24 protein-coding genes and 3 pseudogenes are annotated in these 24,256 nt (G+C 57.1%); 18 read left to right on the forward strand and 9 right to left on the reverse strand.

Features of this window, described 5'->3' with window-relative positions:
* From AC0B60_RS00005 to AC0B60_RS00015, 3 genes and pseudogenes are all read left to right on the forward strand, one after another.
* A pseudogene (locus tag AC0B60_RS00005) lies at window positions 1-139 on the forward strand (4-oxalocrotonate decarboxylase); the annotation flags it as partial.
* A gap of 16 nt (window positions 140-155) precedes the next feature.
* Complete coding sequence (locus tag AC0B60_RS00010) at window positions 156-347, forward strand: 2-hydroxymuconate tautomerase (RefSeq protein ID WP_465083064.1); 192 nt, start codon at window positions 156-158, stop codon at window positions 345-347.
* A gap of 363 nt (window positions 348-710) precedes the next feature.
* A complete protein-coding gene (locus AC0B60_RS00015) occupies window positions 711-1,052 on the forward strand; it encodes a hypothetical protein (RefSeq protein ID WP_465083065.1) in 342 nt (113 codons plus the stop codon).
* Between the two features lie 185 nt (window positions 1,053-1,237).
* Here the strand turns inward: AC0B60_RS00015 and paaI are convergent, their stop codons facing one another.
* Together paaI and AC0B60_RS00025 are read right to left on the reverse strand one after the other, a co-directional pair.
* Complete coding sequence (gene paaI, locus AC0B60_RS00020; RefSeq protein ID WP_465083066.1) at window positions 1,238-1,684, reverse strand: hydroxyphenylacetyl-CoA thioesterase PaaI; 447 nt, start codon at window positions 1,682-1,684, stop codon at window positions 1,238-1,240.
* Window positions 1,681-2,450: pseudogene (locus tag AC0B60_RS00025) on the reverse strand (3-hydroxyacyl-CoA dehydrogenase family protein); the annotation flags it as partial. The gene paaI and the pseudogene AC0B60_RS00025, both read right to left, overlap by 4 nt.
* Between AC0B60_RS00025 and AC0B60_RS00030 the strand changes: the two are divergent.
* A complete protein-coding gene (locus tag AC0B60_RS00030) occupies window positions 2,430-2,762 on the forward strand; it encodes a hypothetical protein (protein ID WP_465083945.1) in 333 nt (110 codons plus the stop codon). The pseudogene AC0B60_RS00025 and the gene AC0B60_RS00030 overlap by 21 nt on opposite strands.
* 515 nt (window positions 2,763-3,277) lie before the next feature.
* Here AC0B60_RS00030 and AC0B60_RS00035 read toward each other — a convergent pair.
* From AC0B60_RS00035 to AC0B60_RS00045, 3 genes and pseudogenes are all read right to left on the reverse strand, one after another.
* Window positions 3,278-3,520, reverse strand: a pseudogene (locus AC0B60_RS00035) (ISNCY-like element ISMaq5 family transposase); the annotation flags it as partial.
* A gap of 237 nt (window positions 3,521-3,757) precedes the next feature.
* The gene (locus AC0B60_RS00040; protein WP_465083068.1) at window positions 3,758-4,657 is read right to left on the reverse strand and encodes a haloalkane dehalogenase; all 900 of its coding nucleotides are present in this window, start codon (window positions 4,655-4,657) and stop codon (window positions 3,758-3,760) included.
* 491 nt (window positions 4,658-5,148) lie between these two features.
* A complete protein-coding gene (locus AC0B60_RS00045) occupies window positions 5,149-5,493 on the reverse strand; it encodes a hypothetical protein (RefSeq protein WP_465083070.1) in 345 nt (114 codons plus the stop codon).
* A 148-nt stretch (window positions 5,494-5,641) separates the two neighbouring features.
* On the opposite strand from AC0B60_RS00045, the gene AC0B60_RS00050 reads away from it, so the two are divergent.
* Window positions 5,642-6,766 carry an AI-2E family transporter gene (locus AC0B60_RS00050; protein WP_465083072.1) on the forward strand — a complete coding sequence of 375 codons (1,125 nt, stop codon included), beginning with the start codon at window positions 5,642-5,644 and terminating at the stop codon, window positions 6,764-6,766.
* 81 nt (window positions 6,767-6,847) lie between these two features.
* Window positions 6,848-7,273 carry a peptidoglycan-binding domain-containing protein gene (locus AC0B60_RS00055; protein ID WP_465083073.1) on the forward strand — a complete coding sequence of 142 codons (426 nt, stop codon included), beginning with the start codon at window positions 6,848-6,850 and terminating at the stop codon, window positions 7,271-7,273.
* A 70-nt stretch (window positions 7,274-7,343) separates the two neighbouring features.
* On the opposite strand, the gene ilvD is transcribed toward AC0B60_RS00055, so the two are convergent.
* A complete protein-coding gene (gene ilvD / locus AC0B60_RS00060; protein WP_465083074.1) occupies window positions 7,344-9,179 on the reverse strand; it encodes a dihydroxy-acid dehydratase in 1,836 nt (611 codons plus the stop codon).
* Window positions 9,180-9,326: 147 nt separating this feature from the next.
* Here ilvD and AC0B60_RS00065 point away from each other — a divergent pair, with 147 nt between their 5' ends.
* Both AC0B60_RS00065 and AC0B60_RS00070 read left to right on the forward strand, forming a co-directional pair.
* Complete coding sequence (locus AC0B60_RS00065) at window positions 9,327-10,583, forward strand: HDOD domain-containing protein (protein ID WP_465083076.1); 1,257 nt, start codon at window positions 9,327-9,329, stop codon at window positions 10,581-10,583.
* 56 nt (window positions 10,584-10,639) lie between these two features.
* Window positions 10,640-11,218, forward strand: coding sequence for an LON peptidase substrate-binding domain-containing protein (locus AC0B60_RS00070; RefSeq protein WP_465083077.1), 579 nt, complete (start codon window positions 10,640-10,642; stop codon window positions 11,216-11,218).
* Between the two features lie 10 nt (window positions 11,219-11,228).
* Here the strand turns inward: AC0B60_RS00070 and AC0B60_RS00075 are convergent, their stop codons facing one another.
* The 3 genes from AC0B60_RS00075 to AC0B60_RS00085 are packed head-to-tail and all read right to left on the reverse strand — an operon-like array spanning window position 11,229 to window position 14,685.
* The gene (locus AC0B60_RS00075) at window positions 11,229-12,683 is read right to left on the reverse strand and encodes a bifunctional DedA family/phosphatase PAP2 family protein (protein WP_465083079.1); all 1,455 of its coding nucleotides are present in this window, start codon (window positions 12,681-12,683) and stop codon (window positions 11,229-11,231) included.
* Window positions 12,680-13,678: a GGDEF domain-containing protein gene (locus AC0B60_RS00080; RefSeq protein WP_465083081.1), complete on the reverse strand. Its 999-nt coding sequence runs from the start codon at window positions 13,676-13,678 to the stop codon at window positions 12,680-12,682. Before AC0B60_RS00080 ends, AC0B60_RS00075 begins: the two co-directional genes overlap by 4 nt.
* Entirely contained in the window at window positions 13,675-14,685 is a 1,011-nt protein-coding gene (locus tag AC0B60_RS00085; RefSeq protein WP_465083083.1) for a GGDEF domain-containing protein, read from the reverse strand. The genes AC0B60_RS00080 and AC0B60_RS00085 overlap by 4 nt, the downstream gene beginning before the upstream one ends.
* A 180-nt stretch (window positions 14,686-14,865) precedes the next feature.
* Here AC0B60_RS00085 and AC0B60_RS00090 point away from each other — a divergent pair, with 180 nt between their 5' ends.
* The 10 genes from AC0B60_RS00090 (at window position 14,866) to AC0B60_RS00135 (ending at window position 24,255) form a co-directional block, all read left to right on the forward strand.
* Window positions 14,866-16,122 carry a glutamate-5-semialdehyde dehydrogenase gene (locus AC0B60_RS00090; RefSeq protein WP_465083085.1) on the forward strand — a complete coding sequence of 419 codons (1,257 nt, stop codon included), beginning with the start codon at window positions 14,866-14,868 and terminating at the stop codon, window positions 16,120-16,122.
* Between the two features lie 6 nt (window positions 16,123-16,128).
* The gene (nadD, locus tag AC0B60_RS00095) at window positions 16,129-16,761 is read left to right on the forward strand and encodes a nicotinate-nucleotide adenylyltransferase (RefSeq protein WP_465083087.1); all 633 of its coding nucleotides are present in this window, start codon (window positions 16,129-16,131) and stop codon (window positions 16,759-16,761) included.
* A gap of 88 nt (window positions 16,762-16,849) precedes the next feature.
* The gene (gene rsfS, locus AC0B60_RS00100; protein WP_036203834.1) at window positions 16,850-17,200 is read left to right on the forward strand and encodes a ribosome silencing factor; all 351 of its coding nucleotides are present in this window, start codon (window positions 16,850-16,852) and stop codon (window positions 17,198-17,200) included.
* 2 nt (window positions 17,201-17,202) lie between these two features.
* Window positions 17,203-17,673, forward strand: a complete 471-nt coding sequence (rlmH, locus tag AC0B60_RS00105) for a 23S rRNA (pseudouridine(1915)-N(3))-methyltransferase RlmH (protein ID WP_465083089.1) — start codon at window positions 17,203-17,205, stop codon at window positions 17,671-17,673.
* A 14-nt stretch (window positions 17,674-17,687) separates the two neighbouring features.
* The gene (gene mrdA, locus AC0B60_RS00110; RefSeq protein ID WP_465083090.1) at window positions 17,688-19,580 is read left to right on the forward strand and encodes a penicillin-binding protein 2; all 1,893 of its coding nucleotides are present in this window, start codon (window positions 17,688-17,690) and stop codon (window positions 19,578-19,580) included.
* On the forward strand, window positions 19,580-20,722 hold the full coding sequence (gene rodA, locus AC0B60_RS00115) for a rod shape-determining protein RodA (RefSeq protein ID WP_465083091.1): 1,143 nt from the start codon (window positions 19,580-19,582) through the stop codon (window positions 20,720-20,722). The genes mrdA and rodA overlap by 1 nt, the downstream gene beginning before the upstream one ends.
* 138 nt (window positions 20,723-20,860) lie before the next feature.
* Window positions 20,861-21,886, forward strand: a complete 1,026-nt coding sequence (mltB, locus tag AC0B60_RS00120) for a lytic murein transglycosylase B (RefSeq protein ID WP_465083092.1) — start codon at window positions 20,861-20,863, stop codon at window positions 21,884-21,886.
* The gene (locus AC0B60_RS00125; RefSeq protein ID WP_465083093.1) at window positions 21,886-22,755 is read left to right on the forward strand and encodes a septal ring lytic transglycosylase RlpA family protein; all 870 of its coding nucleotides are present in this window, start codon (window positions 21,886-21,888) and stop codon (window positions 22,753-22,755) included. The genes mltB and AC0B60_RS00125 overlap by 1 nt, the downstream gene beginning before the upstream one ends.
* Window positions 22,756-22,786: 31 nt before the next feature.
* On the forward strand, window positions 22,787-23,953 hold the full coding sequence (locus AC0B60_RS00130; RefSeq protein ID WP_465083095.1) for a D-alanyl-D-alanine carboxypeptidase family protein: 1,167 nt from the start codon (window positions 22,787-22,789) through the stop codon (window positions 23,951-23,953).
* Window positions 23,954-23,985: 32 nt separating this feature from the next.
* Window positions 23,986-24,255 carry an HP0495 family protein gene (locus AC0B60_RS00135; RefSeq protein ID WP_036203854.1) on the forward strand — a complete coding sequence of 90 codons (270 nt, stop codon included), beginning with the start codon at window positions 23,986-23,988 and terminating at the stop codon, window positions 24,253-24,255.
* The last annotated feature ends 1 nt before the right edge of the window (window position 24,256 follow it).

A 24,256-nucleotide genomic window follows, 5' to 3' on the forward strand; every position in this document is an offset into this window, starting at 1 on the left:
GGCAGAACGGGGTGAGCATATTCCAGCGGGCACCTTCATCATGACGGGCGGTATCACCGCAGCGATTGCCGTAGAGCCTGGTGACAATATCACGGTGCGCTACCAGGGGCTGGGAACCGTTTCCGGACGATTCGTATAAATAAGGAGGTTCTGTTATGCCCGTTGCCCAAATCAATATTCTGGAAGGACGTACCGACGAGCAAAAAGAGATGCTAATTCACGAGGTGACAGAAGCTATTGTCCGCTCTCTCGGAGCGCCTGTTGAAAGTGTGCGGGTCATTCTCAATGAGATGCCCACGCAACACTTCGGCATTGGCGGGCAGTCGGCGAAGATGTTGGGGCGCTGAGCTGCAGTTTCTGATCAGGCCTACTTTGGAGGAAGCGTTTGGGAGACTCTGAATAAGTTGCCCAAAGTCTACAATAATAGGGCTGCAGCCAACCTCATAGAACTCGCCGCGTTCACAGATTGACGCTTGAGATATTGCCATTGATCCAGAGTGACGAGTAAAACCTTGCGCTGGAACTCTGACTTTTACATGTGCGTCTCCGCACACTCTTTGCCCCGCTCTGCGGGGTTTTTTTTGGTGCGCCCGGCATGGGCGCACTCCTGGAGGTGAAAGTCCTGCCGTCAGCTGGCCATAGCGAACGAAGTGAAGCGCAACTGCGGAAGGGCGACTGACCTTGGGGAGGTGTAGCGTGGAGCGTAAACCGTGAGCGGATGGGCAAGGACCGGAGGGAACAGGGCGAGGTCTGTTGAAGCAAACGTTCGCACGAGAGAATATGCAGCGGGCATTGACGGTCTGGACATCGCACAGACCGTCGAACACCTGCAATGCACCTGGCCGGATCTCCGGCAACAGCTGTCCGAAGGCCATCATCGCCCACAACCTGTCCGTTGGGTAGGCATCCCGAAACCGAACGACGATGAGCGGGAACTGGATATCCATACCGGGCCGCACAGACCGTTGACGGTGCTGCCCATTACGTCTGCCGGCAGGCCTGACAGCAACAGAGACATGCGGGCGATGTCACAGCTGTCTTCGCCGGCCTGATTGACACAGCCGTAGGGAACGCCGTCAAATTTCGACCAATCCAGATCCGGGTGGCGTTCGGTTAGTACCTTGATGGGAATGGCACTAGGTCATCTGCACACACAGCGGAAAGAGTACCGCCGTAACGACCAATGGGGTTCGTATTGAATCGACGATGTAGGCGTCTTTAAGGAAATTGTCGGTGACTATGCAGTTTCCTCCGAATTGCGTACCGTGCCACGAATCTCGTAGGAACGGCCTCGGAACAGGGCAACCTTGCGACCGTCCTGATTGGTTAGTGTGATGTCGTAAACGCCGGTGCGGCCGCCGCGGGCCTGTTCTTCGGCGGTGGCGGTCAGCCGGTCGCCCTCTTTGGCACCGTACATGTAATCAATACTACAACCGGAAGCAACGGTGGACCGGTCGTAGCTGTTACCGGCAAAGGCAAACGCGGAATCGGCCAGGGTAAATAGGTAGCCGCCATGGCAGGAGCCGTGACCCTGGATCATGTCGCCTGTTACGGTCATGGTGATGACGGCTTTACCGGGGGCGACAGATTCAATGTTCATGCCCAGCTTCTGGCTGGCGCGGTCTCGCGCGAACATGGCTTTCGCGCATTCTTCGGCGAGTGTTTGCGGATCCATCTCGTTCATGAATAAAACCTCTTCTGTGAGAATGCATTCTTTCGGAGTAGCAGGACAGGGCGATAGCGGTCCTCTTCTGCGTAGCTGGTCAGGGTATTGGTGAGCACTTTGAAGATTGCCCCGTTCCATGCCGCTCGCTCCAGCTTAACGGACCGTCGGGATAGTTTAGTTTATACTGGCTTTCATGGCCAGATTCGTATCCGCGCTTGTCGCTACGCCGTGAAGAACTGCGTCGGCAGCTTCGTTGATGAGAGTATCGCTAATGTGCGCATGATTACCAGGCAGGGGCGACCAGCGATCAGGCTGACGGTAATATCCGCTTTTTGCAGTAAAACATAGGCACAGGAAACTGCCACATTGGAAGCCTGGTCGGCTGGCTCCAGGGCAAGCCTGGAAGTTTTTCTGTAGTCGAAAGTCAGGCCAAACAGCACCAGTTTGGAGATGCCATCGCTGGAAGCGCGCTCGGTGGCCATTCTGCGATCCGTCAGTTCAAATGCACCCATGCGGGAATGGCCGGCTTCGTTAACGATGGCATCCAGCGTGGCTGCATTGGTAGCCTGTTCCTGCAGTACGCTCTCGGCATAAATAAAACGGGCGGGCCACTAGGTTGACGATAAAACCGGAAGTCGAAGTTATGTACACTGGTTTCTTGCCCCAGGCAGTCGCCGAGGCGTCAACGGTATCGGCAACGGCTTGGTGGTCGCCAGTCCCATGACGACTTTAACCAGGGCCATGAGAGGTGCCGGGTGAAGAAGTGCATGCCCACCAAGCGCTCGAGGTCCTTTTCCAGATTGATCCGTTCTTCAAAGGTGTTGCTGGCGATGGCATGGAGCGCACGCTTAATATGGGCAAGGCTTTTGGTGGGCCGGTGGGGAAGCGCCGGGCCAGTTTCATGGTTCCTTCCATGAGCTGCTCGTTGTCCAAGCAGCACCAGATCATGTCCCAGTTCTTAGCCTGTTCGGCACTGACCTTCTCTCCTCGCAGTGCCATACCTTTGGCTTGGGTCATACTTGTCACGCAGGGCAGGACCCAGCATGCAGAACGCCTGAACAAAATTGAGAGAACGGGCCGCCAGAGCTCTGGTTAGAGCCAGTATTCAGCGCGATTGCGTATTGTTAATTAGTGCCCATAGAGCCCTCATTTTTAGCCAGTTCAGTTGATCTCCAGCGATAGGGATTGAGCTGCGAGCGATCGACTAGTGGAAGACGCCGAAATAATGACCTGTTTAACCGCCTTCTGATCGATCTGCCCGAGTTCCGGCCACGGGCGTGCATCGCATGGGCTTTCCATGTGCCATTCTAGTCGTTTTCCGGGTCGGACCTGCAGGCTAACCCGGACCGAGGCGTGCCAGCCGCGCCAGGTTATATTAGAGCCGAGGCCCAGACAAACCCCTTGAAGCCATCGTGACCTTTCCACGTCGTTTTTGCGGCCCCGAAGGCGCTTTTCAACTCGGACTCCGAGATGTTGGCGTGTCAAATCGTTCTGCCATTTTGGGCAAACTGGGGACGCTTGGGCCCCTTCAATGACTTGCTGTCGGGCGTGATCCGCCTGCCTCAATACCAATTGTGTAAGCTTCAGAAACTCAGGGAAAAGCGCGCCCTTGGTCGACTTTTCCGACAAATGAAAGGTCAATTGCTGCTTCAACAGCAAGCAACGTAATATGCTCTCTGCACTGAGGTCGGTTCTCTCCACGGCCGATATCTAAGTATTAATCAGATCCTCAGCCACCAGATCCAGGATCTCCGGGTGCCTATCCAGAACCTTCGAGAGCTCCTGGAGTTGGATGCCATACCCATGATTTGAGTAATGTTCGAATATACTGGCTATTAGTTTCTGGATGGGCACTAATTATGGGTACGCCCGCCAAGGTGTTGTGGATGTTGAGTGATAAAGAGGTTGCCTGTAAAGCGAAGGGAACTGAAGAGTATGAGCGCTGACACTGCAATGCTTCGAGAGCCTGGAGGAGTGTGAGCCGCTGGAAGAGGCGGATCCGGATCAGTCGAGAGTTGTGCTGGCAGTCACCAGCTCAAGCATGAGGGCTGATTCCGGGCCCATGGGTATCGTCCATGGCTCGACACCGAATCAGGCCGCCATTTCAGCCTTACAGGCGTCGATGATGATGCGGGCGAAGTCGTCCGGAGAGTCTTCCTGCAGGAAGTGGCCGCCGCGTAACGTGATGTGCGGTTGGCCATGGGCGCCGGGAATGCGGCGCTGCATATAGCGGTCTCCACCTCGCGTGATGGGGTCGCCGCTGCTGAAGCAGGTAATAAACGGTTTTTTCCAGGTTTCCAGAATACGCCAGGCCGCCTTGTTGGCATCGCTTGAAGGGTCTTCGGCGGAAACGGGAACCAGTTTCGGGAATGCACGGGCACCCGCCTTGAATTCTGCAGATGGGAAAGGTGCTTCATAGGCTGCTATTTCGGCTTTGCTCAAGGCCCTTTCCGTTCCTAGCTGAACAATCCGTCCGACTGGAAACCATGGGCTGTGGGTGGCAAAGGTTTTCCACATTGTGAATACGGCGGGCACCGGGGTGTCCCCGGTTGGTAGCATGCCGTTGCCGACAATGATCCTGCGGAAGAGTTGAGGGTGTTCGGCCGCCAGTCGCAGGCCCAGGAGCGAGCCCCAATTTTGGCAAACCAGAGTGATGTTGCTCAGGTCCTGGGCTTTAAGCCACTCAGAAAGCCACTCCATGTGGCGTTCGTAACTGTAGTCGTCCACATCGGCGGGCTTGTCGGATTTACCGAACCCGATCAGGTCGGGAGCCAACACTCGATGCCCCGCTTCTGCCACCAATGGGATCATGTGACGATAAAGGTACGACCATGACGGTTCGCCATGCAGCATTAGCACGGGGGATGCGTCCCTCGGGCCTTCGTCTACATAGTGCATTCTCAGCCCTGGCTCTACGTCCAGATAATGAGGGGAGAAAGGGTAATCCGGAAGGCCTGCGAAGCGGGCTTCATCGGTTCTCAGAATACGCATGCCATCGACTGTCCTGACTGAGTGGTTGCGTGGCTGGTGTTACCGCAGCCTTCAGGAATCAGGATAAATCAGATGGGAATTTTGTGTGTTTGGTTTACGTAACAGTGCGTTGACTGTTTGAATCAGGATGCTTTGCTGAAGAGTTCGTCTGGGTCATCAAGCCACGCCAATGCTGAATCACAGCAATTCAGGGCGCCACAGTCGTCTGCCGAGCATAGAGCAAGAGTCTGACAGTGGCCGCTATGGGGCCGAAGTTCTTCGTTACGGAAAATTCGGCCACGGGACAGAGTGGAGCGACAATGCCCGCACAGTAAAGTGGGTACGGCACTGCTTTTCGAAGCGATGGCGTTGTAATGTTCTGTTTGTTGCATAAATAAACCTCCATTGCCTCCAACGTAAGGGCGAACTGTGACAATTCAAAGTCAGTTCCACGAGAAATAGGGTGAGAACTACGAAAGCGCGCCCGAAAGGGCTCACTTATCAGGACCACTTCAACGATCCGGATCGGCAGCCGGGCGACGGTTCGAGCGCTTGTCTTCCCAGTCCAGGGATTTCGGGTCGTACCAGCCTATTCTGTCGAGCACCTTTTCCCGTGTGGCAGGAGAGAGCGTTGGCCACAGTTCCTGAAAGTCTTCCAGGCCCTGCTCGCGTTGGCGTGCCTGCTTGCTCTGCAGGCGCCGGATGATTTGCGGGAGTTGCAGGGCTTCGCCCAATTGGCCCGGTATCAGTACTTCCTGGCCCATCACCTTGCGGCGGTGCGTTCTGGCTGCCAGCACACGATTGAGAGCAGCGACCGCATCCAGCGCCGTTTCAATATCAAACTCTTCGTTATCCAACGTCGCGACCTGTTTAACGAATGACCAATAACCGTCCACTATAACCTGAAAGTCGCTAGACTGGCCATGATGGCGTGGTAGTCTAGGCCCATTCGGATCCGCAGCCCACCTACCGTGAGACGATTACACAGGTTCAGGGAATTTCACTATGTACGGAAAGTACGGAAAACTCGAGACACGGACCTTTCTGGCCATGTTGGTTGGGGTTTCTCTGGCGTTCATTCTGCTGATGAAGCCTTTTTTTGGCCCTATTTTCTGGGCCGTAGCCATTGCGCTGATTTTTCATCCGGTTCGCGAGTACCTGGCTCGGCGGTTGGGCGACCGTCCCAATACCATTGCTTTGCTAACACTACTGATCTGCATGGTGATCGTGGTCATACCGGTACTGGCGTTGGTGACATCTTTGGTGGCAGAGGGCTTGTCCCTCTACCAGCGAATACAGGAGGGGCAACTACGCCCCGGTGACTACATCGACAGGGTTATCCAATCGTTTCCGGCCATTGAGTCGTTTTTCGCCCAGTTCGGTATGGACTTCGCTGAAGTGAGGGACCGCGTGGTCAGTGCCTTCGTAGGGGGTAGCCAGTTCCTGGCAAAACAGGCGCTCGGTTTTGGTCAAAACACCTTCCAGTTCTTTCTGGGGCTGGCGCTGATGATCTACCTGGCGTTTTTCCTGCTCCGTGATGGCAGCAAACTGGTTGACCTGCTGATTCGAGCGTTGCCCCTGGGAGACGAGCGGGAGCGTCTGTTGTTTGCCAAGTTTGCAGAGGTCACGCGGGCTACGGTCAAGGGTAACTTGCTGATCGCCGTTATTCAGGGTGCGCTCGGGGGCGGTATTTTCTGGCTTCTGGGCATTCAGGGGGCGCTCCTGTGGGGGGTGGTGATGGCGATTGTGTCCCTGCTTCCCGCCGTTGGGGCGGCGTTGGTCTGGGTGCCTGCGGCTCTCTATCTCGCCGCGTCAGGAGAAATGGTGTCGGCAATTGTGCTAACGGCATTCGGAGTGATTGTTATCGGGCTCGCGGACAACCTGCTTCGGCCGGTTTTTGTTGGACGGGATACCAAACTGCCGGACTACATTGTGTTGCTCTCCACCTTGGGCGGGATAGTGATGTTCGGTATTAATGGATTTGTGATGGGCCCCTTGGTTGCGGCTTTGTTCATGGCGTTCTGGGGTATTTTCATACGCGAATTTGGGGAGTCGGAGGAAGCTCCGTCAGTGAATGTGTCCGTCTCTGCTACAGAATCACAACAATCGGATCGGTCCGGCAGTGCTTAGAATATGTTAGTCTTTAGTCGTAATGTCCATCTAGTAGGGACTGGCTACACAATAAAAAACGACAGGTAACTGGAGTAGATCATGGCTAGGCAGATATTCACTCACGTCCGTATATTGGCTGCTATCCTCGCGGGAGCAATGGCTCTGGCGGTGGCGCCCGTTGCGTCAGCAAACGATACTGTGGCGCTTAAAAATGCCCTTTATGCCGCGGGTTATGACATTAACAATGTCAGTCCGCAAATGGATGATGCGACTCGCTCGGCTTTGACCGCGTTTCAAAAGGACCTGGGCTTGAATGCTTCTGGTGTACTTGATGACGCGACCAAGAAAGCGCTGGGTATGGTTCACGTTCAGGTTGCGGCTGCGGGTACGTCCGGCAACGCCGGAGCGTCACAGGGTGCAGGCACTTCCAGTGCGGCCGCAGAGCCGGAAAGAGACGAGCCGGCGGAGCAGGCGGAAGAGGGTGATATTGAGGAAGATGACGACGGCGGCTGGTCCTTCTTCTAGGCCCTGACAACGTTGTTTTCCCACCCTGAACGCGGGCCCGGCGTAGTTTCTACGCCGGGCCCGCGTGCTTTTAGCCTAACTTTTCCAGGTTTCTGACCGCGCCCTTGTCAGCGCTGGTTGCCAGCAACGCATAGGCCTTCAGCGCTGGCGAGACTTTGCGCGGTCGCGACAACTCGGGCTTCCAGCCTTTCTCATCCCGCTCCTCACGTCGACGATTGAGTTCGTTCTGGTCTATCTCCACGTTGATGGAGCGGTTGGGGATGTCGATACGGATCAGGTCACCGTTCTCAATCAACCCAATGGCGCCACCTGCAGCTGCCTCTGGTGAAGCATGGCCAATAGAAAGACCTGAGGTGCCGCCGGAGAAGCGGCCGTCTGTCAGCAGGGCACACTCTTTACCCAGTCCCTTCGATTTCAGGTAACTGGTGGGATAGAGCATTTCCTGCATGCCAGGGCCGCCCTGGGGGCCTTCGTAGCGGATAATCACCACTTCTCCAGGCTGGACCTCGTCGTTGAGGATGCCTTCCACCGCGGTATCCTGGCTTTCGAATACCCGTGCCTTGCCTTCGAATACGTAGATGCTTTCGTCTACGCCCGCCGTCTTGACCACGCAGCCGTCCAGGGCAATATTACCGAAGAGAACGGCCAGGCCGCCTTCAGAGGAGTAGGCATTTTCAACGGAACGAATGCAGCCTGTCTCGCGGTCGCCATCAAGGGAGGGCCAGCGGGTGCTCTGGCTGAAGGCCGTCTGAGTGGGAATACCGGCAGGACCGGCTTTGTAGAATTCGACCACTTCGGGTGTGGGTTCCTGCATGATGTCCCAGGTCTTAAGGGCCTCACGCATGGTTTTGCTGTGGACAGTGGGCAGGTCAGTGTTAATCAGTCCGCCCCGCTCCAGTTCGCCGAGGATGCCCATGATGCCGCCAGCGCGGTGAACGTCCTCCATGTGGTATTTCGGGGAATTCGGCGCCACCTTGCAAAGTTGGGGGACCTGGCGGGACAACTGGTCAATCTCGTTGAGGGTAAACGGCACACCGCCCTCCTGGGCCGCTGCCAGCAAATGCAGGATGGTGTTGGTGGAGCCGCCCATGGCGACATCCATCACCATGGCGTTCTCGAACGCTTCCATAGAGGCAATGCTCAGGGGCAACACACTGGCATCGTCATCCTCGTAATAGCGGCGGGCATTCTCCACAATCTGTCTTCCGGCTTTCAGGAACAGGGCTTCGCGGTCCGAGTGGGTGGCGAGCATGGAGCCGTTACCGGGCAAAGCCAGACCAATGGCTTCGGTGAGACAGTTCATGGAGTTGGCCGTGAACATGCCGGAACAGGAGCCACAGGTGGGGCAGGCACTGCGTTCGTATTCTGCGACTGTTTCGTCATCTGCATTCGGGTCGGCGGCGATGACCATGGCATCGACCAGGTCGAGCTTGTGCTCCGAGAGTTTGGTTTTGCCGGCTTCCATGGGGCCACCGGAAACGAAAATCGTGGGAATGTTCAGGCGCATGGCGGCCATCAGCATGCCCGGGGTGATCTTGTCGCAATTGGAGATGCAGACCAGGGCGTCAGCACAGTGGGCGTTGACCATGTATTCTACAGAGTCAGCGATGATTTCGCGGGAAGGGAGGGAGTAAAGCATCCCGTCATGCCCCATGGCAATACCGTCGTCCACGGCAATGGTGTTGAATTCCTTGGCGACACCTCCAGCATCCTCGATTTCCCGGCATACCAACTGCCCCAGATCCTTGAGGTGTACATGGCCGGGAACGAATTGGGTAAAGGAGTTGGCAACGGCAATGATGGGCTTGCCAAAGTCTTCATTTTTCATGCCGGTGGCGCGCCAAAGAGCACGTGCGCCAGCCATATTGCGACCTGCGGTGGATGTCCGCGAACGATACTGGGGCATGGTTGTCTGGTCTCTCTCTTCTGCAACTGGGTCGGAAGGTGGAACGCAAAAGGATACCAGATTACCTCTTGATCGCATGGTTGTTTTGAGATTCCGCGCTTACAATGTGTAACAGAACGAATGAATAATTGATCGAGGAGTAGTCCTATGGCTGGCCAGGAAAGCCTGCCTCTGCGTCGTCTCAAGCAGTTTCAGCCCTTGAACCGGTTGACGGATGACCAGTTGGTTTTGCTCGCAAGTCGGGCGGAAAGAAGAACCCACGGCCCGGGCCAGCGAGTGGTAGAGCGTGGCGTACGGGATGGTCTGGATATATTCCTGATCCACGGTAGCATAGAGCTGGAGTCTATTGACGGCCGCAAGTCCACCATTGAGGCCGATACCGACAAGGCAATTAACCCCATTGCCCGGCTGCAACCCCGGATGTACAACGTGACCGCCATCAAGGCGAGTGAGTTCCTGGTTATTCAGCAAGACATCCTCAACCAGCTACTGCGGGCCGCTCCGGTGCCGCAGGTGGAAATGGATTCCGGTGACGGGGTTGGCGATGAGGGCAGCGAAGAGCAGCACCTGCTGATGGAGTTTTATGCCGAGCTGCGCTCCAATCAAGTGACGCTTCCAAGCGTGCCGGACGTGGCCTGGAAAGTGCGCAGGACCGTAGACCGAGAAGATTCCACGGCGGATCAGGTTGCCAGTGCCATCTCGGCGGACCCGTCGATGGCCGCAAAACTGGTTCGAGCCTGCAATAGTCCCCTGTACCGTGGTTTCAGCGATGTTCGCAATGTCCGCGAGGCGGTTATTCGGTTGGGTATGCGTACCACCCGCCAGTTGGTTACGGTGTTTTCGATGCGCGAGGTGTTCAAAACCAAACAGGTGTCACTGCAAAAGGAAATGGACAAACTCTGGCGCCATTCCCGTGAGATGGCGGCACTGTGTTGGGTACTCGCAGATAGTGCTACCTCCATCAACCCGGAAGAGGCTCTGCTTGCGGGGCTGTTGCACGATATTGGCGTAGTGCCGGTGCTGGTGCAGGCGGAGCATCACGTTAATCTGTTTGCCGATCAGGCCAACCTTGAGCATGCCATTGGCGAACTCAGGGCCGATGTGGGAACCGCAATCCTGGAAAGCTGGTCGTTCCCCAAAGGCTTTCTGGAGGCGACAAGGCATGCGGAGGACTGGGGGTATGAGTGTCGGGAATCCTCCCCCCAACTGGTGGATATTGTGATTGTCGCTCAGCTACATGCGATGATTGGTTCCAGTCAGAATAGCTCCCTGCCACCATTTGACGAGGTGCCGGCCTATCGTCGCCTTGGTGAGCTCGAGCTCAACGCGTCCCGAAGCCTGCAGTTGCTGACGGAGGCTCGTGCAAGGGTGGACGAAGTCCATCGCCTGCTTTCGATTCACTGAGGATACGACAAGGTCGTCGTTCCTCCGGAATTTGTTTACTGGTGACAATACCAACAATGAATGTACCTCTTTTTCCGCTGAACTCTGTCGTGCTGCCCGGGGGGCGGATTCCCCTGCAGCTGTTCGAGCCCAGATACATTGATATGCTCACCCGTTGCCTCAAGGAGGATCGGGGGTTTGTGGTCGTGCTGCTTAGGGAAGGTCTAGAAACTGGCAAATCAGTGGCTTTTTACGATATCGGCACCTATGTTCGCATAATTGACTTTCAGCAGATGGATAACGGTTTGCTGGGTATTACGGTTGAAGGTAAGGACAAGGTAACGGTGGTGCGTTCCTGGCAACAACCGGATGGACTGAATGTCGGGGACGTGGAGTGCCTGCTTGCGGAGGAGCGATGGGGTGTTCCTGAGCGTTTTGCGGAACTCCCCTCGGTATTAAAAGCGTTGTTTCGCCATCCGGTCGTCCAGGAGCTGGATATGGACGTAAACTATGATGACGCCAGAGACGTTGGCTGGCGCCTGACTGAATTATTGCCGCTGGATAAGCAGGAAAAACAGCGGCTGGTGGAGCTCCAGTCGCCCCTGGAGCGTCTTGAGCGCCTACTGGGGTTGCTGGAAGCGCTGGAAGAAAGCTGAAAAGCTGCTGCTACGGAGCCGTGACGCTGTACAGCTGAATGGCGTTTGACCATTGTGCCGTTACATACCAGACGACGAAGGCGAGCCATCCCCACCCCGCAAGCAATAGTGTTCCGTCCCGTGCCAGCGGGATGTTGTCGTAGCGGCTATAGCTGGCCCTGACGAACCCGCAGATGGATAACCCCAGAAATACTCCCGCCACCACATCGGTAAACCAGTGAACGCCCAGGTATAGTCGGCTTAGCGCACCAAGGATAATGGGAATGCTGAAAAGCAGGTAGTAGCGCCAGCGCCTGACATTCCGACTTTCCCTGGCTATAAAGCTTGCTGCCAGGGTGGAGAGAACGGTGATGCCGGTGGCATGGCCGCTAGGAAAAGCTCCCGAATCCGGAGGTCCGAGGACAACATCCGGCCGTGGTATGGCAGTCAGGTATTTGAGGCCCCAGACCAACACCGTCGTGAGCAGTGCTGCCCCCGCCACATGGATGGCGGCGGCGTAGTAACCGCGAAAGTAAAGTGCCAGGGCGCTCAATGTAGCGGCTGCCAGAAGAATCGGTGGGTCCCCCAGAAGGGTCAGCAGGATCATTGCCGGGTCCAGCAAAGGGTTCCGCAACTGAGAAAACCAACGCAGGGTCAGATCGTCAAATGGTGCCAGCAGTTCGGTGGCGGTGGCCAATTGCCCCCATATCATAAACAGGGCCCCGGCTCCCAGTGCCAGAGACAGGGACGGTAGTGGGAATTCGCCAGCCTGCGCAGGTCGCTGGCTGGTATACAAGCGCCAAAACCGGTGGGTGGCATCGTAGCGGGCGGTGAGGCGCGCCAGCCACAGGTAGAGCTGGCTGCTGTGTCCCAGGCCTAACTGGAAGCGGAAAAGCAACAGGTAAATCGCCAGCAGTATTCCGGTACTGACTGCGATCACGGGGTAAAAGTGAGCGGGCGGTTCAAACTCGCTGGCCAGGGCGCTACCAACCAGGTACCCCGGTAATACATAGACTGGCGCCCAGGCCGCAGCAGATGACAGGTTGAAGGCCAGGAACCGACGCCAGGGCATCAGAAACGCGCCGGCGATGAGCGGAATGATCGGTCGTATGGGGCCCACAAAGCGTCCGATAACGACGCTCTTGCCGCCGTGGCGATGGAAGAAAGCCTCGCCTTTGTCGATAAAGCCCGGGAAACGATTCAGTGGCCACAGCGTGTCCAGGCGTCCTTGGAAAAGTCTGCCGAGGGCGAAGCTGATGCCGTCGCCAGCAACCGCTCCGGCTCCGGCCCAAAGCAGGACTTCGGCAATCGGTACGGCCACCTGGCCGGCCAGCACCGCCACGGCGAACAGGATAGCGACCCCGGGAATCAGGATGCCCGCAAAAGCGAGGGACTCGAGGAATGCTGTGAGGAACAACGCCGCTGACAGCCAGCCTGGGTTGGTTGCCAACCAGTTGGTCAGTGACTGTAGCCACTCCGGCATCATGATGGGCGAACGTCTCCCTGGCTGTACCAGACCGAATCGGTACCGCGTTTACGGGCTTCCTCCAGCGCGTGCCTTACCCGCTTTCTCAGGTCCGCCGTGCGGATGTCAGTGCTGGCGCGGGTGGTGCAGCCAAGGCTGACAGTCAATTTTCCAGCCAGAGGCCAGTTATGCTCCGCGATGGTCCGTCGAATCCGTTCGGCTATGACGCGTACGCCTTCCTCTGGGGTAAAGGGCAGGATCAGGAAAAACTCTCCGTCTTCATGCGTGTAAAGGGTATCGCCTGCGCGGATAACGTCAAACAGGTGCTGAGTGAGATCCCTGAGCAGCCGCTGCATGCCGGCCTGCCCGTGAAGGTCTTCGGCTTCCTCGGCGTAATCAATAGCCAGGGATATCACCGACAGGGAATGCGACATGGCAATGGCCCGAGAGATTTCCTTCTGCAGGGTTTCGTCGAGGAAGCGCGCATTGTGGGCGCCGGTCACCGGGTCGGTTATGGCCAGATCCTCCGCCGATTGCGCCATGTGGTCGTAGTGCCAGACATAAAGCGCGGCCACCGCGATCAGTGCAAACACCCCTGAACTGGTGGTTACGGCGTGCATCAGGGGCGACGATAGGAGTAGGGAGAGTACCAGGGCCACCAGCAACAGCAGGGAAAGAATCAGTCCCTGCCGCAGCGGAAGGATCAGTAGATTCAGTACGACCAGGGGCATAACCCAATGACTGATGCCGGGCGGGTCAAGGGCGAACATGGCCGCCACCAATCCACTGTTCAGAGCTGTCAGGATAATGAGATGTCCTGGCGCCGACAGCTGGCGGCGGCGACAGATGAAGGTATATCCAGCGCCCGCGACCGTCAGCAACGCCATTCCGGCAGCCAGGAAGAACAAATCATAAAACCCGTAACGAAGGTTCTGGAACGCCAGGCTTGCAATGAAAAGACTGGCGAACGCATAGCCGGCTAGATGAGTAAAACTTCTCAGGCGGGTTTCGGTCATAACGCCGGCCCTTCGGTTCTGGGTGGGGGCGATGTGTGTGTCCAGGTACTGTAGGACTGGGCGCGGTCGCCCCCTTGTTGCTGGGCGCGCCGCAAGGCATTGGCAGCGGATTGCTGCAAGCTGTCTGCATCATCGCCGATATTCAGGCCGGCTATTCCCGCACTGACCGTCAGGTGTAATTGGTGGGAGGCAAGCAGGGTGCGTAGTCCCTTGCGGATTGTCTCCCCCAGTAATGCTGCCTCTGCCGTGGGGATACCTGGCAGGATGATCAGGAACTGGAGGTCTGCTACCCGGTAGTAGGTGTCGAAATCCCGCAGCTGGGAGTGCAGATAACGGCCGATCCGTGGCAGTATGGAGCGTATGTCGGCATCCGGGTCAATGTCGCTCAGGTGTGTGTCCAGGCCGATCATGATCACCGACATATCGGTGCCTTCCCGCTCACTGCGCTGGATTTCCTTGTGCAGATCAGCCGTCAGGTATTCGCGGCTGGCGGCCTGGGTAAGTTCGTCGGTCCGGCGCAGGGGCGCAAGTTGTCGAGATTTGTACTCACGTAGGAAAACCAGCAGGCCTGAAAGCATAGCGGTCAGCAGCAGGGCGCTAAGCATCTGGTGGCGTTCGGGCAAGCCGGCGGACCAATGGGTAGCAGACATCGCGAGAACGGCGCAGAGCGCGGTGATGGCCGCTGCCCAAGTGACGGGCAGCAGGGCAAAGCCGACCAGCGGTACCACGTAAAGCCAGTGGGTCAGGCTCCAGGGCCCTGTCCAGAGGCTGGCGACCAAGAGCGACAGCAGCGCCACAAAGAGTAGTCGGTGGATCGCTGGCCAGGGTTGTCGAGAGCGTCCGGGGTGAAAGGTGTTGCCGCTGAAGACCAGCGCCGCCGCGACAATGGCGGTGATCACTGTCAGCGTTTCTCGTTGAATTACTGCAAATGCGGCAATGGCGATCAGGATCAGGAATCCAGTTCTCGACAGGCGGCTTAACAGGAATTTTTCGGCCATCTGGGCCATGGTATCCGTCCTCTCCCGGGCGTCCGTATTTTGAAAGCATACAGCAGGTTTTGTTCAATGACCCGCGGAATAAAGTGTGTCAGGCCGGTATAATAATCGCTTGGGATGCGTACTTGAAACGGGAAAGGTAAAGTTAAGCCCTGATTCGCACAATCGGTTTTAACATTGAAAGGTAATCGGATGGATATTGCAGCTTATATGGCGGAGGTTGGACAGCAGGCACTGCAGGCCGCGAGGGCGGTGGCCCGTTCCACAACGGCTGTTCGCAATCAGGCGTTGCGGGCTACAGCTGATGCTCTGGACGCCGCGCGCGATGAGCTTGCCGCAGCCAATGCAAGGGACCTGGAGGGGGGCCGTGCCAGCGGCCTGGAAGCGGCGATGCTGGATCGGCTAGAGCTGACCCCGGCGCGCATCGATGCAATGATTGCAGGACTGCGCCAGGTAGCCTCGTTGCCGGATCCGATCGGCGAAATTACTGATATGACGTATCGACCCTCCGGCATACAGGTTGGTCGCATGCGTGTGCCGTTGGGTGTTATCGGTATTATCTACGAATCCCGGCCCAATGTGACCGTGGAGGCTGCCAGTCTGTGTTTGAAGTCCGGAAACGCCACCATTTTGCGCGGGGGCTCCGAGGCCATCCACTCAAATCAGGCCATTGCAGCCTGTCTGGCAAAGGGGTTAAAGGACTCGGGGCTGCCTGAAAGTGCCGTACAGGTTGTGAAAACCACCGACAGGGCCGCTGTCGGCGAACTGATTACCATGCCCCGGTTTGTAGATGTGATTGTTCCAAGAGGTGGTAAGGGGCTGATTGAGCGCATCAGCCGTGACGCGCGCGTACCCGTGATCAAGCACCTCGATGGCATCTGTCACGTGTATATCGACAGCCATGCAGATCCCGAAAAGGCCCTAAGCATAGCGGTGAACTCCAAGACCCAGCGGTATGGCACCTGCAATACCATGGAAACGCTTTTGGTGGATCAGGAGATCGCATCCGATATTCTGCCGTTGCTGGCGGACGCTTTCCGGGGCAAAGGTGTGGAACTCAGAGGATGTCAGCAGACAATGGATATTCTTCCCGAGGTTGTTCGTGCCACCGAGGATGACTGGGGCACGGAATATCTGGCCCCGGTTCTTGCGATAAAAGTGGTTGACGGGCTTGATGGAGCGATTGAGCACATCAATCTTTATAGCTCTCAGCATACAGACAGTATTGTCACGGAAAACTATACCCGGGCCCGTCGATTCCTGACGGAAGTGGATTCCAGTTCCGTTATGGTCAATACCTCGACCCGTTTTGCGGACGGTTTCGAGTATGGCCTCGGTGCGGAAATCGGCATTTCCACAGACAAGATTCACGCCCGTGGGCCGGTTGGCCTTGAAGGTCTGACATCACAGAAATACGTGGTGTTTGGCGACGGCCACATCCGGACCTGATTGCGCATGCATGTGATCTATGGCGGCACCTTTGACCCGATACATCATGGCCACTTGCGGCTCGCAGTCGAGTTGAGGGAGCGGTTGGGGGTAGCGGAAGTGGCTCTGATGCCTTGCCATGTTCCCCCTCATCGTGATGTGCCGGGTGCCACGAGTACACAGCGCCTGGCCTTGCTGGAACTGGCCATTGCTGACGAGCCCGGGTTGACCCTGGATGACCGCGAACTGGGGCGGGAAGGCGCCTCCTACACCGCGGAGACGTTGAGGCAAGTGAGGGCGGAGATCGGCCCCGACGAACCGCTCACCATGGTTCTGGGTACGGATTCCTTCGCCGGTTTCGACCGCTGGCAGGAGTGGGAGCGGATTCCCGAACTGGCACACATTGTCGTCGTGCAAAGGCCGGGACCGGGTCTGATACCGGACGGTGTACCGGCGCGGTTGTTGAACCAACGGTCAGTCGAGCGGGTAGAGGCCTTGTTCCGCGCGCCTTGTGGCCATATTTTGCAACTGGACCCGCCGTTGCTTGATATCTCCGCCACCGGTATTCGCGATCGGATTCTTTCCGGTCGCTCTCCCCGTTTTCTGCTGCCCGACCCGGTATGGCGGGAAATTCAGAACCAGGGACTGTACGGCGCATGACCGGACGGGAACTTTTAGTGCTACAATCCCGTCTGAATATGACTTTTCGGGTGGCTGCCTTCGCCGCTGCCCGTCCAACAGGGTGATTATGCAGGCAGAGCAACTGAAAGAACTGGTCGTGGGTGCGCTTGAGGACGTCAAAGCGCAGGACGTAAGCATCATTGATGTCAGGGGGAGGACCAGCGTAACGGACTACATGGTCCTTGCGTGTGGTACCTCCAATAGGCATGTGAAATCCCTGGCCGATTCGGTGTTGTCCGAAGCGAAGGAGCAGGGTGTTCGTGCCAGCAACGTAGAAGGCGCTAATGCGAGTGACTGGATTCTAGTTGATCTCGGCGACGTGGTGGTCCATGTCATGATGCCGGCAACCCGTGAGTTCTATGATCTCGAACGCCTCTGGCGTGATGCTCCCGATCTGGGTGTTGCGGGTAGCGAATAATCATGCGGTTACGCCTGGTCTGTGTAGGGCAGAAAATGCCCGAGTGGGTCAGCCAGGGGTATAACGAGTATGCCCGCCGGATGCCGCCAGAGTTGTCCCTTGATCTGGTGGAAATCCCTCTGGCCCATCGTGGCAAGAACCCGGATATCCCCAGGCTGATGCAGCGTGAGGGGGACGCAATTCTGTCGGCGTTGGGCCCTCGTGATCGGGTGATTGCCCTGGAAGTTGGCGGCCGCAACTGGTCCACTGAAAAATTGGCTGGCCAGCTTGAAAGCTGGCAGTTGGACGGTCGCGACGTCAGTTTTCTTGTCGGAGGCCCGGATGGTCTTGCCGACGTCTGCCGGAACCGGGCTGATCAGCTGTGGTCGCTGTCTGCGTTGACCCTGCCGCATCCGTTGGTGCGGATCCTTCTAGCCGAGCAGCTCTATCGAGCCTGGTCCGTCACTCGTAACCATCCTTATCACCGGGCCTAGGAAGCCAAGCCAATATGCCCTGGGGAGAGTTCAAAGACATCGCAGCCGAACGGCGTCTGTTCCAGCGTCGTGCCCTGGTCATGCTGTTGCTGGTCTTTGTATTGCTGAGCGTGTTGATCGCCCGAATGTATCAACTGCAGGTTGTAGAGCATGACATCTACACCACGCTTTCCGACAAGAACCGTGTGCAGGTACAGTCCGTGGCGCCTCCCCGCGGGCTGGTCTATGACCGCAATGATGTCCTGCTGGCGGAGAATCGCCCGGTCTTCAGTGTGACGCTGGTACCCGAGCGTGTTGGCGATATGGAGCAAACCCTCGCAAAACTCCAGGGCATGCTGAGCATTTCCGAGGAAGATATGGAACGCTTCCAGCGTCGGCTGCTTGAGCCTCGTCGTCCGTTCCAGGAGTTGCCCCTGCGTTACGACCTGGACGAGAAGGAAATTGCACGCCTGGCGGTTCACCGCCACGAACTGCCGGGGGTGGAAGTTTCCGCCGAGTTGGTTCGCTACTATCCCCACAGTGAGCTGACAGCCCATGCCCTGGGGTACGTCGGGCGTATCAACCGTCAGGAACTCCAGCGAATTGACCCGGTGAACTACGCGGGCACCAACTACATTGGCAAATCCGGAGTGGAGCGTTTCTACGAAGAGCTCCTACACGGGCAAGTCGGCTACCAGCATGTAGAAACTAATGCTCGGGGCCGGACCCTGCGCGTGCTTGAGCGCGAAAACCCGGTGGCAGGCGAGGATATACAGCTACACATAGATCTGCGACTCCAGCGGCTGGCCCATGAACTATTGGATGGCCGGCGTGGTGCTATTATTGCTATTGAACCCTCCACTGGAGGCATTCTGGCACTGGCGAGCGTTCCGGGCTTTGATGCCAATCTGTTTGTGACCGGCATCGGAGTGGAGGCTTATCGATCACTCAGTCAGAGTGCCGACAAGCCTCTGTTCAACCGGGCTTTGCGTGGGCAGTACTCTCCGGCGTCGACGCTTAAACCGATGCTGGCCATCGCGGCACTCGACAGCAATGCCACCACCCGTGACAGGACGATCTGGGACCCGGGGTATTATCAGTTGAATCCCGGGGGGCGCCGCTGGCGGGACTGGAAACGGGGTGGTCACGGGTGGGTCGACCTGAAGTCAGCTGTGGCTCAATCCTGTGATATTTACTTCTACGAAGTCGCAGTCGACATGGGAGTGGATACCATGCATCGATACTTATCCGACTTTGGCTTTGGTGAGGATGCCACACTGGACGTTTCCGGGGCGTTGAGTGGCTTGTTGCCGTCCAGGGATTGGAAACGCGCTATTCATAATGAGCCCTGGTATCCGGGAGACTCGGTGAACCTTGGTATCGGTCAGGGGTTCATGCTGGCGACGCCTCTACAATTGGCGACCGCAACGTCTGTGATCGCGAACCGCGGGAATTGGGCCGAGCCCAGGCTATTGAGAGATGTAAAGGGTGACAAGTCGGTTGGTGACGTGTTGCCAACCGGCACCCATCAATCAATTAAGCTTGAGAACCCGAACGACTGGGAGTTTGTCGTAGAGACGATGGCTGAGGTCATGCACGGTAGTCGAGGGACGGCCCGAGCGGCGGCGCGCGGCGCACCGTATCGAATGGCTGGCAAAACCGGGACCTCCCAGGTGTTTAGCCTGGCGGAGGATGAAGAGTACGACGAAGAAGAGATCCGTGAGCGATTACGAGATCATGCTCTGTTTGTTGGCTTTGCGCCGATAGAAGATCCCCAGATTGCCGTTGCTGTCATTGTCGAAAATGGTGGAGGCGGCAGCGGAACAGCTGCGCCTGTTGCACGGGCCATGTTTGATGCCTGGTTGTTGGATTTCTCAGGGGCAGGCAGTGAGCTCGTGGCTGGTTCATCCGGGGAGGGGAGCAACTGATGTCGGCCGGGAGCCTGTTTAATCAGTCAGCACGTCACCCCCTGTCAGGCCCGAGGGGTATATGGTCGGTGTTGCATATCGACCCGATACTACTGTTCTTGTTGCTGACCCTTATTGCGGGTGGGCTGTTCGTTCTATATAGCGGGGCCGACCGCAACCTGGAAGTCGTAAAAGCGCAGGGTATCCGGATGGGAGTGGCCCTGGTGGTGATGTTCGTGTTCGCCCAGCTTGATCCCGCTGTGTTCCGGCGCTGGTCGCCCTGGCTGTATTTGGCCGGGATTGCGGGATTGGCGGCAGTGTTGCTGGTTGGCGTAGGTGCCAAGGGCGCACAGCGTTGGCTGGCCATTCCCGGGTTGCCCCGTTTCCAGCCTTCGGAACTGATGAAGCTGGTGGTGCCGATGATGGCCGCCTGGTACCTGTCGCGCCATTACTTGCCCCCCAGGCTCCGCCATGTGGCGGTGGCGTTGCTCATTGTGTTGGCGCCCATGGCAATGATCATCCTGCAGCCGGACCTGGGGACCTCGTTACTGGTCGGCGCCGCTGGGATTTTCGTGGTGTTTTTTGCCGGCATGGGGTGGCGCCTGATCGGCGCCTTTCTTGCGATGGTATCAGTGGCGGCGCCACTGATGTGGTTCTTCGTTATGCGTGAGTATCAGAAGCAGCGTGTACTCACCTTACTGGATCCGCAGAGTGATCCGCTTGGTGCCGGCTGGAATATTATCCAGTCCAAGACCGCTATCGGCTCGGGGGGCATGGATGGCAAGGGGTGGCTCCAGGGCACACAGTCCCATCTTGAGTTTCTTCCGGAGAGCCATACCGACTTTATAGTTGCCGTTCTGGCGGAGGAATTTGGCTTTGTGGGCATGCTTATTCTTCTGGTGCTCTACCTCCTGATTGTTCTGCGGTGCCTGTACATTGCGTCGACGGCGCAGGATTCGTTCAGCCGGCTGCTGGCGGGCGCACTGACGATGACGTTTTTTATCTATGTCTTCGTCAATGTGGGTATGGTCAGCGGTATTCTGCCAGTGGTGGGGGTGCCGCTGCCGCTGGTCAGTTATGGCGGAACGTCAGGGGTAACGCTGATGGCGGCGTTTGGGGTATTGATGTCGGTCCATACCCATAGACGGATGATTAGTGCGTGATGACTGGGCGCCTACCATGGACAGGGAGTAATGGTTGCGAGGTCCGCTGCCATGGTAATCTTGGCCGCGATAACGGGCCGAAGTTGTGGTGACGTTGTATTGATAAGGTTCTCGAGTCGAAGCCAGTCAAGGGGATTCATGAAAGCTGTCAGGTATTGGTTAGGTGTCGGATTGGTGATGGCGTGCTTTGCTTCCCCTTCCCAGGCCGGGCCCTACAATGAGACACCTGAGAGCCGTGACTTTGTTCGTGAAATGTCGGAACGCTACGGATTTGAAGCCGAACGTGTGTCGGCAACACTGGCCAATGCGCAGCGCCGTGACTCGATTTTGGAAGCCATCAGCCGGCCGGCTGAGAAAACCCTTGAGTGGTACGAATACCGTCAGATCTTTATGCGTGAAGCGCGTATAGAGCAAGGCGTCAACTTCCTTGAGCAGCACCAGGAAGCGTTTGAGCGTGCCGAACGTGAGTACGGCGTACCAGCGTCAATCGTCGCAGCGATTATCGGCGTCGAAACCTGGTATGGCACCTATAAAGGGAAGTATCGGGTGCTCGATGCCCTTGCCACTCTGGCATTCGACTATCCGCCCCGCAGTCGCTTTTTCCGCAGCGAGCTTGTCCAGTATTTTCTGATGACACGTGAACAGGGCTTTGACCCTATGGAGTTGACGGGTTCCTACGCGGGGGCGATGGGGTACGGTCAGTTTATCTCCAGCAGCTACCGGCATTATGCGCTTGATTTTGACGGCGATGGTGTTGCCGACATCCTGGCCAATCCGGTGGACGCCATCGGCAGTGTCGCCAATTATTTCCACGCCCATCGTTGGCAAACCGGTGGGCCTGTGACAGAGCAGGTGGGTGACAGCCTGCCAAAGAACTCACCATTATTGACCGGGGAACTGAGGCCGACGTTGACGGTCAATGACTACCGGCAGGCGGGTATCGTCCCGAAAATGGATGTGCCCGGCGATGCCAAAGCCAGGGCGATCCGTCTCGTTGGTGACAAGAGCTCTGAACTATGGTTGACCTACCATAACTTTTACGTGATAACCCGGTACAATCACAGTCATCTATACGCCATGGCGGTACACCAGTTGGCAGGTGCGCTCGAAGAGCGGATGCGGCCGCTGGCAAATGAAAACAATGGGGAAAGTAACAGCTCGTGATGAAACGCCATGTTTTACTACTGGTTTTCGGGGTACTGGTGCTGGCAGGGTGTGCATCATCGCCCGAACCAGATCATTCCTCCCGCTACACCCTGAGCCAGGACCGCGCGCCTGCAGGTAACTTTGATGCATCGGGGCTTGCCGATGCCACGCCGCGATTTGAAGAGCCGCGTCGCGCTGGAAACAAATCACCCTACCAGGTCTGGGGCAAGGAATATCACGTCCTGGGCAGTAACGATGGCTATGTTCAGCGCGGCACCGCGAGCTGGTATGGTGAGAAGTTCCATGGACACAAAACCTCGAATGGAGAGGTTTTTGACATGTATGAAATGTCAGCGGCGCACAAGAGCTTGAAGATTCCCGGGTACGCCCGGGTGACCAATCTCGATAACGGTCGCTCGGTGGTGGTCAGGGTCAACGACCGAGGCCCCTTCCATGGGGATCGTCTCATTGATCTTTCCTACGCAGCGGCCAAAAAGCTGGGTTATCAGGGCAGGGGTACGGCGAGGGTAGAGGTGGCCGCCATCACAGTGAATCGTAACGGCTCGATGACGCTTGCCGGCAAGCCGTTCCCGGAATCGGGAGCGCCCGTGGATGCTGAGCGCCTGACGGATCCTGGTACAGGCAGCGAGGCCCTGTTCGTGCAACTGGGTTCGTTTAGCCAGCGCAACCCGGCCCAGGCCCTTTTGGACCGGGCTCAGCGTGCAGTCGCAAACCCAATGCGGGTGAGGGAAGTGGAAACGGCCTCTGGCCGCTTTCACCGAGTTCAGGTCGGGCCGTTCAGGGATGAGGATGAAGCTCTGAGAGCCCAGAGCCTGCTTGAAAATCACGGATTTGGTCAGTCAATACTGCTGACCGACACTCATTGAACCAGTCACTTACTTGAAACTGAATGGACCCATGGCACTAAATAAAGCGTTCCGAGCCTTCACTGCTGTTCTGCTCCTGATCCTGCTTCCGGCAATGCCGGTTGCGGCACAGGCTGTTCTGATTCCGTCATCACCGCAGATCGCGGCGAGTTCCTACATCCTGATGGACCCGCTTTCGGGGCGGGTTATCATGAAAGAGAACAGCCATGAGCGTCTGCCCCCGGCCAGTCTTACCAAGATGATGACGGCCTATATCGTGGAGCGGGAACTCGACGAGGGCAGAATTTCCCTGTCTGACATGGTGCCCATCAGCGTCAACGCCTGGCGAACTGAAGGGTCACGCACGTTCGTGAAAGAAGGGACGGAGGTGTCGGTTGAGAACCTGCTAAAAGGCGTCATCATTCAGTCTGGAAACGATGCGTCCGTGGCGCTGGCCGAATTTATCGCCGGTAGCGAAGGGGCGTTCGTTGATATCATGAACCAGCAGGCGCAGATTCTGGGGATGAACGAGTCCAGTTTTGTCAATGCCACTGGTTTGCCGGCGCCGGACCATTTCTCCACTGCCTACGATCTGGCCCTTCTGGCGAAGGCGATCATTAATGACTACCCGGAAAACTACCCGTTGTATGCCCAGAAGCATTTCACCTATAACAACATCCGTCAGCCCAACCGCAACAGCCTCCTGTGGCGCGATGACAGTGTTGATGGGCTGAAAACCGGTCATACCGAAGAAGCCGGGTACTGTCTGGTGGCGTCAGCCAAACGCAACGACACTCGGCTGATTGCTGTGGTTATGGGTACTGACAGCACCTCGTCCCGAGCCCAGGAAGTCCAGAAAATGCTGAACTACGGCTTCCGTTATTATCAGAGTGAGCGCCTGTTCCGCGCCGGCCAGGAATTGCTGGAGGCGCGCGTGTGGGGCGGGGCAAGCGATAGCCTTTCTGTGGGGCTGACAGAAGATGTTTACGTCACTATTCCCCGAGGCTCAAGGGATTCCCTGGCATCCACTGTTGAGCTTGACTCCGTGATCAAGGCGCCCATTTCCATGGGCGACGAATTGGGGCAGGTAACGGTGAAGCTCGGCGATGATGTGGTTGTGGATCAGCCGGTGCTGGCGCTCAGCGATATCCCGGAAGGCGGTTTCTTCAAGCGGATCTGGGACGCAATTAAACTATTCTTTGTTCAGCTTTTTGAGTAAGAACGAGAGTTGCCTGTAGGAGATAAACCGGGATGAGCGAACCAAAGGCACCCAAGATTGAGTTCCCCTGTGACTATGTGATCAAGGTTATCGGGGATGCCGCGCCAGACTTTGTGGAGTTTGTGGTGGGCGTTGTGGAACAGCATGCACCAGGCATCTCTAACGATGATGTGACGGTGAAAGACAGTCGCGGTGGTCGGTTTGCGTCGGTAAACCTTAAGATCGTCGCCACTGGCGAGCCACAGTTGAAAGCCCTGTTCGAGGAGCTCAAGGCCAGCGGCCGGGTTCATATGGTGCTGTAAC

It is taken from the genome of Marinobacter sp. V34 (assembly GCF_055524115.1).

Excerpts from the sequence above, each read along its gene's own strand:
- AC0B60_RS00010 (WP_465083064.1), top strand. The coding sequence starts at position 156 with ATGCCCGTTGCCCAAATCAATATTCTGGAAGGACGTACCGACGAGCAA.
- paaI (WP_465083066.1), bottom strand. The coding sequence starts at position 1,684 with ATGAACGAGATGGATCCGCAAACACTCGCCGAAGAATGCGCGAAAGCC.
- AC0B60_RS00040 (WP_465083068.1), bottom strand. The coding sequence starts at position 4,657 with ATGCGTATTCTGAGAACCGATGAAGCCCGCTTCGCAGGCCTTCCGGAT.
- AC0B60_RS00050 (WP_465083072.1), top strand. The coding sequence starts at position 5,642 with ATGTACGGAAAGTACGGAAAACTCGAGACACGGACCTTTCTGGCCATG.
- AC0B60_RS00055 (WP_465083073.1), top strand. The coding sequence starts at position 6,848 with ATGGCTAGGCAGATATTCACTCACGTCCGTATATTGGCTGCTATCCTC.
- ilvD (WP_465083074.1), bottom strand. The coding sequence starts at position 9,179 with ATGCCCCAGTATCGTTCGCGGACATCCACCGCAGGTCGCAATATGGCT.
- AC0B60_RS00065 (WP_465083076.1), top strand. The coding sequence starts at position 9,327 with ATGGCTGGCCAGGAAAGCCTGCCTCTGCGTCGTCTCAAGCAGTTTCAG.
- AC0B60_RS00070 (WP_465083077.1), top strand. The coding sequence starts at position 10,640 with ATGAATGTACCTCTTTTTCCGCTGAACTCTGTCGTGCTGCCCGGGGGG.
- AC0B60_RS00075 (WP_465083079.1), bottom strand. The coding sequence starts at position 12,683 with ATGATGCCGGAGTGGCTACAGTCACTGACCAACTGGTTGGCAACCAAC.
- AC0B60_RS00080 (WP_465083081.1), bottom strand. The coding sequence starts at position 13,678 with ATGACCGAAACCCGCCTGAGAAGTTTTACTCATCTAGCCGGCTATGCG.
- AC0B60_RS00085 (WP_465083083.1), bottom strand. The coding sequence starts at position 14,685 with ATGGCCCAGATGGCCGAAAAATTCCTGTTAAGCCGCCTGTCGAGAACT.
- AC0B60_RS00090 (WP_465083085.1), top strand. The coding sequence starts at position 14,866 with ATGGATATTGCAGCTTATATGGCGGAGGTTGGACAGCAGGCACTGCAG.
- nadD (WP_465083087.1), top strand. The coding sequence starts at position 16,129 with ATGCATGTGATCTATGGCGGCACCTTTGACCCGATACATCATGGCCAC.
- rsfS (WP_036203834.1), top strand. The coding sequence starts at position 16,850 with ATGCAGGCAGAGCAACTGAAAGAACTGGTCGTGGGTGCGCTTGAGGAC.
- rlmH (WP_465083089.1), top strand. The coding sequence starts at position 17,203 with ATGCGGTTACGCCTGGTCTGTGTAGGGCAGAAAATGCCCGAGTGGGTC.
- mrdA (WP_465083090.1), top strand. The coding sequence starts at position 17,688 with ATGCCCTGGGGAGAGTTCAAAGACATCGCAGCCGAACGGCGTCTGTTC.
- rodA (WP_465083091.1), top strand. The coding sequence starts at position 19,580 with ATGTCGGCCGGGAGCCTGTTTAATCAGTCAGCACGTCACCCCCTGTCA.
- mltB (WP_465083092.1), top strand. The coding sequence starts at position 20,861 with ATGAAAGCTGTCAGGTATTGGTTAGGTGTCGGATTGGTGATGGCGTGC.
- AC0B60_RS00125 (WP_465083093.1), top strand. The coding sequence starts at position 21,886 with ATGAAACGCCATGTTTTACTACTGGTTTTCGGGGTACTGGTGCTGGCA.
- AC0B60_RS00130 (WP_465083095.1), top strand. The coding sequence starts at position 22,787 with ATGGCACTAAATAAAGCGTTCCGAGCCTTCACTGCTGTTCTGCTCCTG.
- AC0B60_RS00135 (WP_036203854.1), top strand. The coding sequence starts at position 23,986 with ATGAGCGAACCAAAGGCACCCAAGATTGAGTTCCCCTGTGACTATGTG.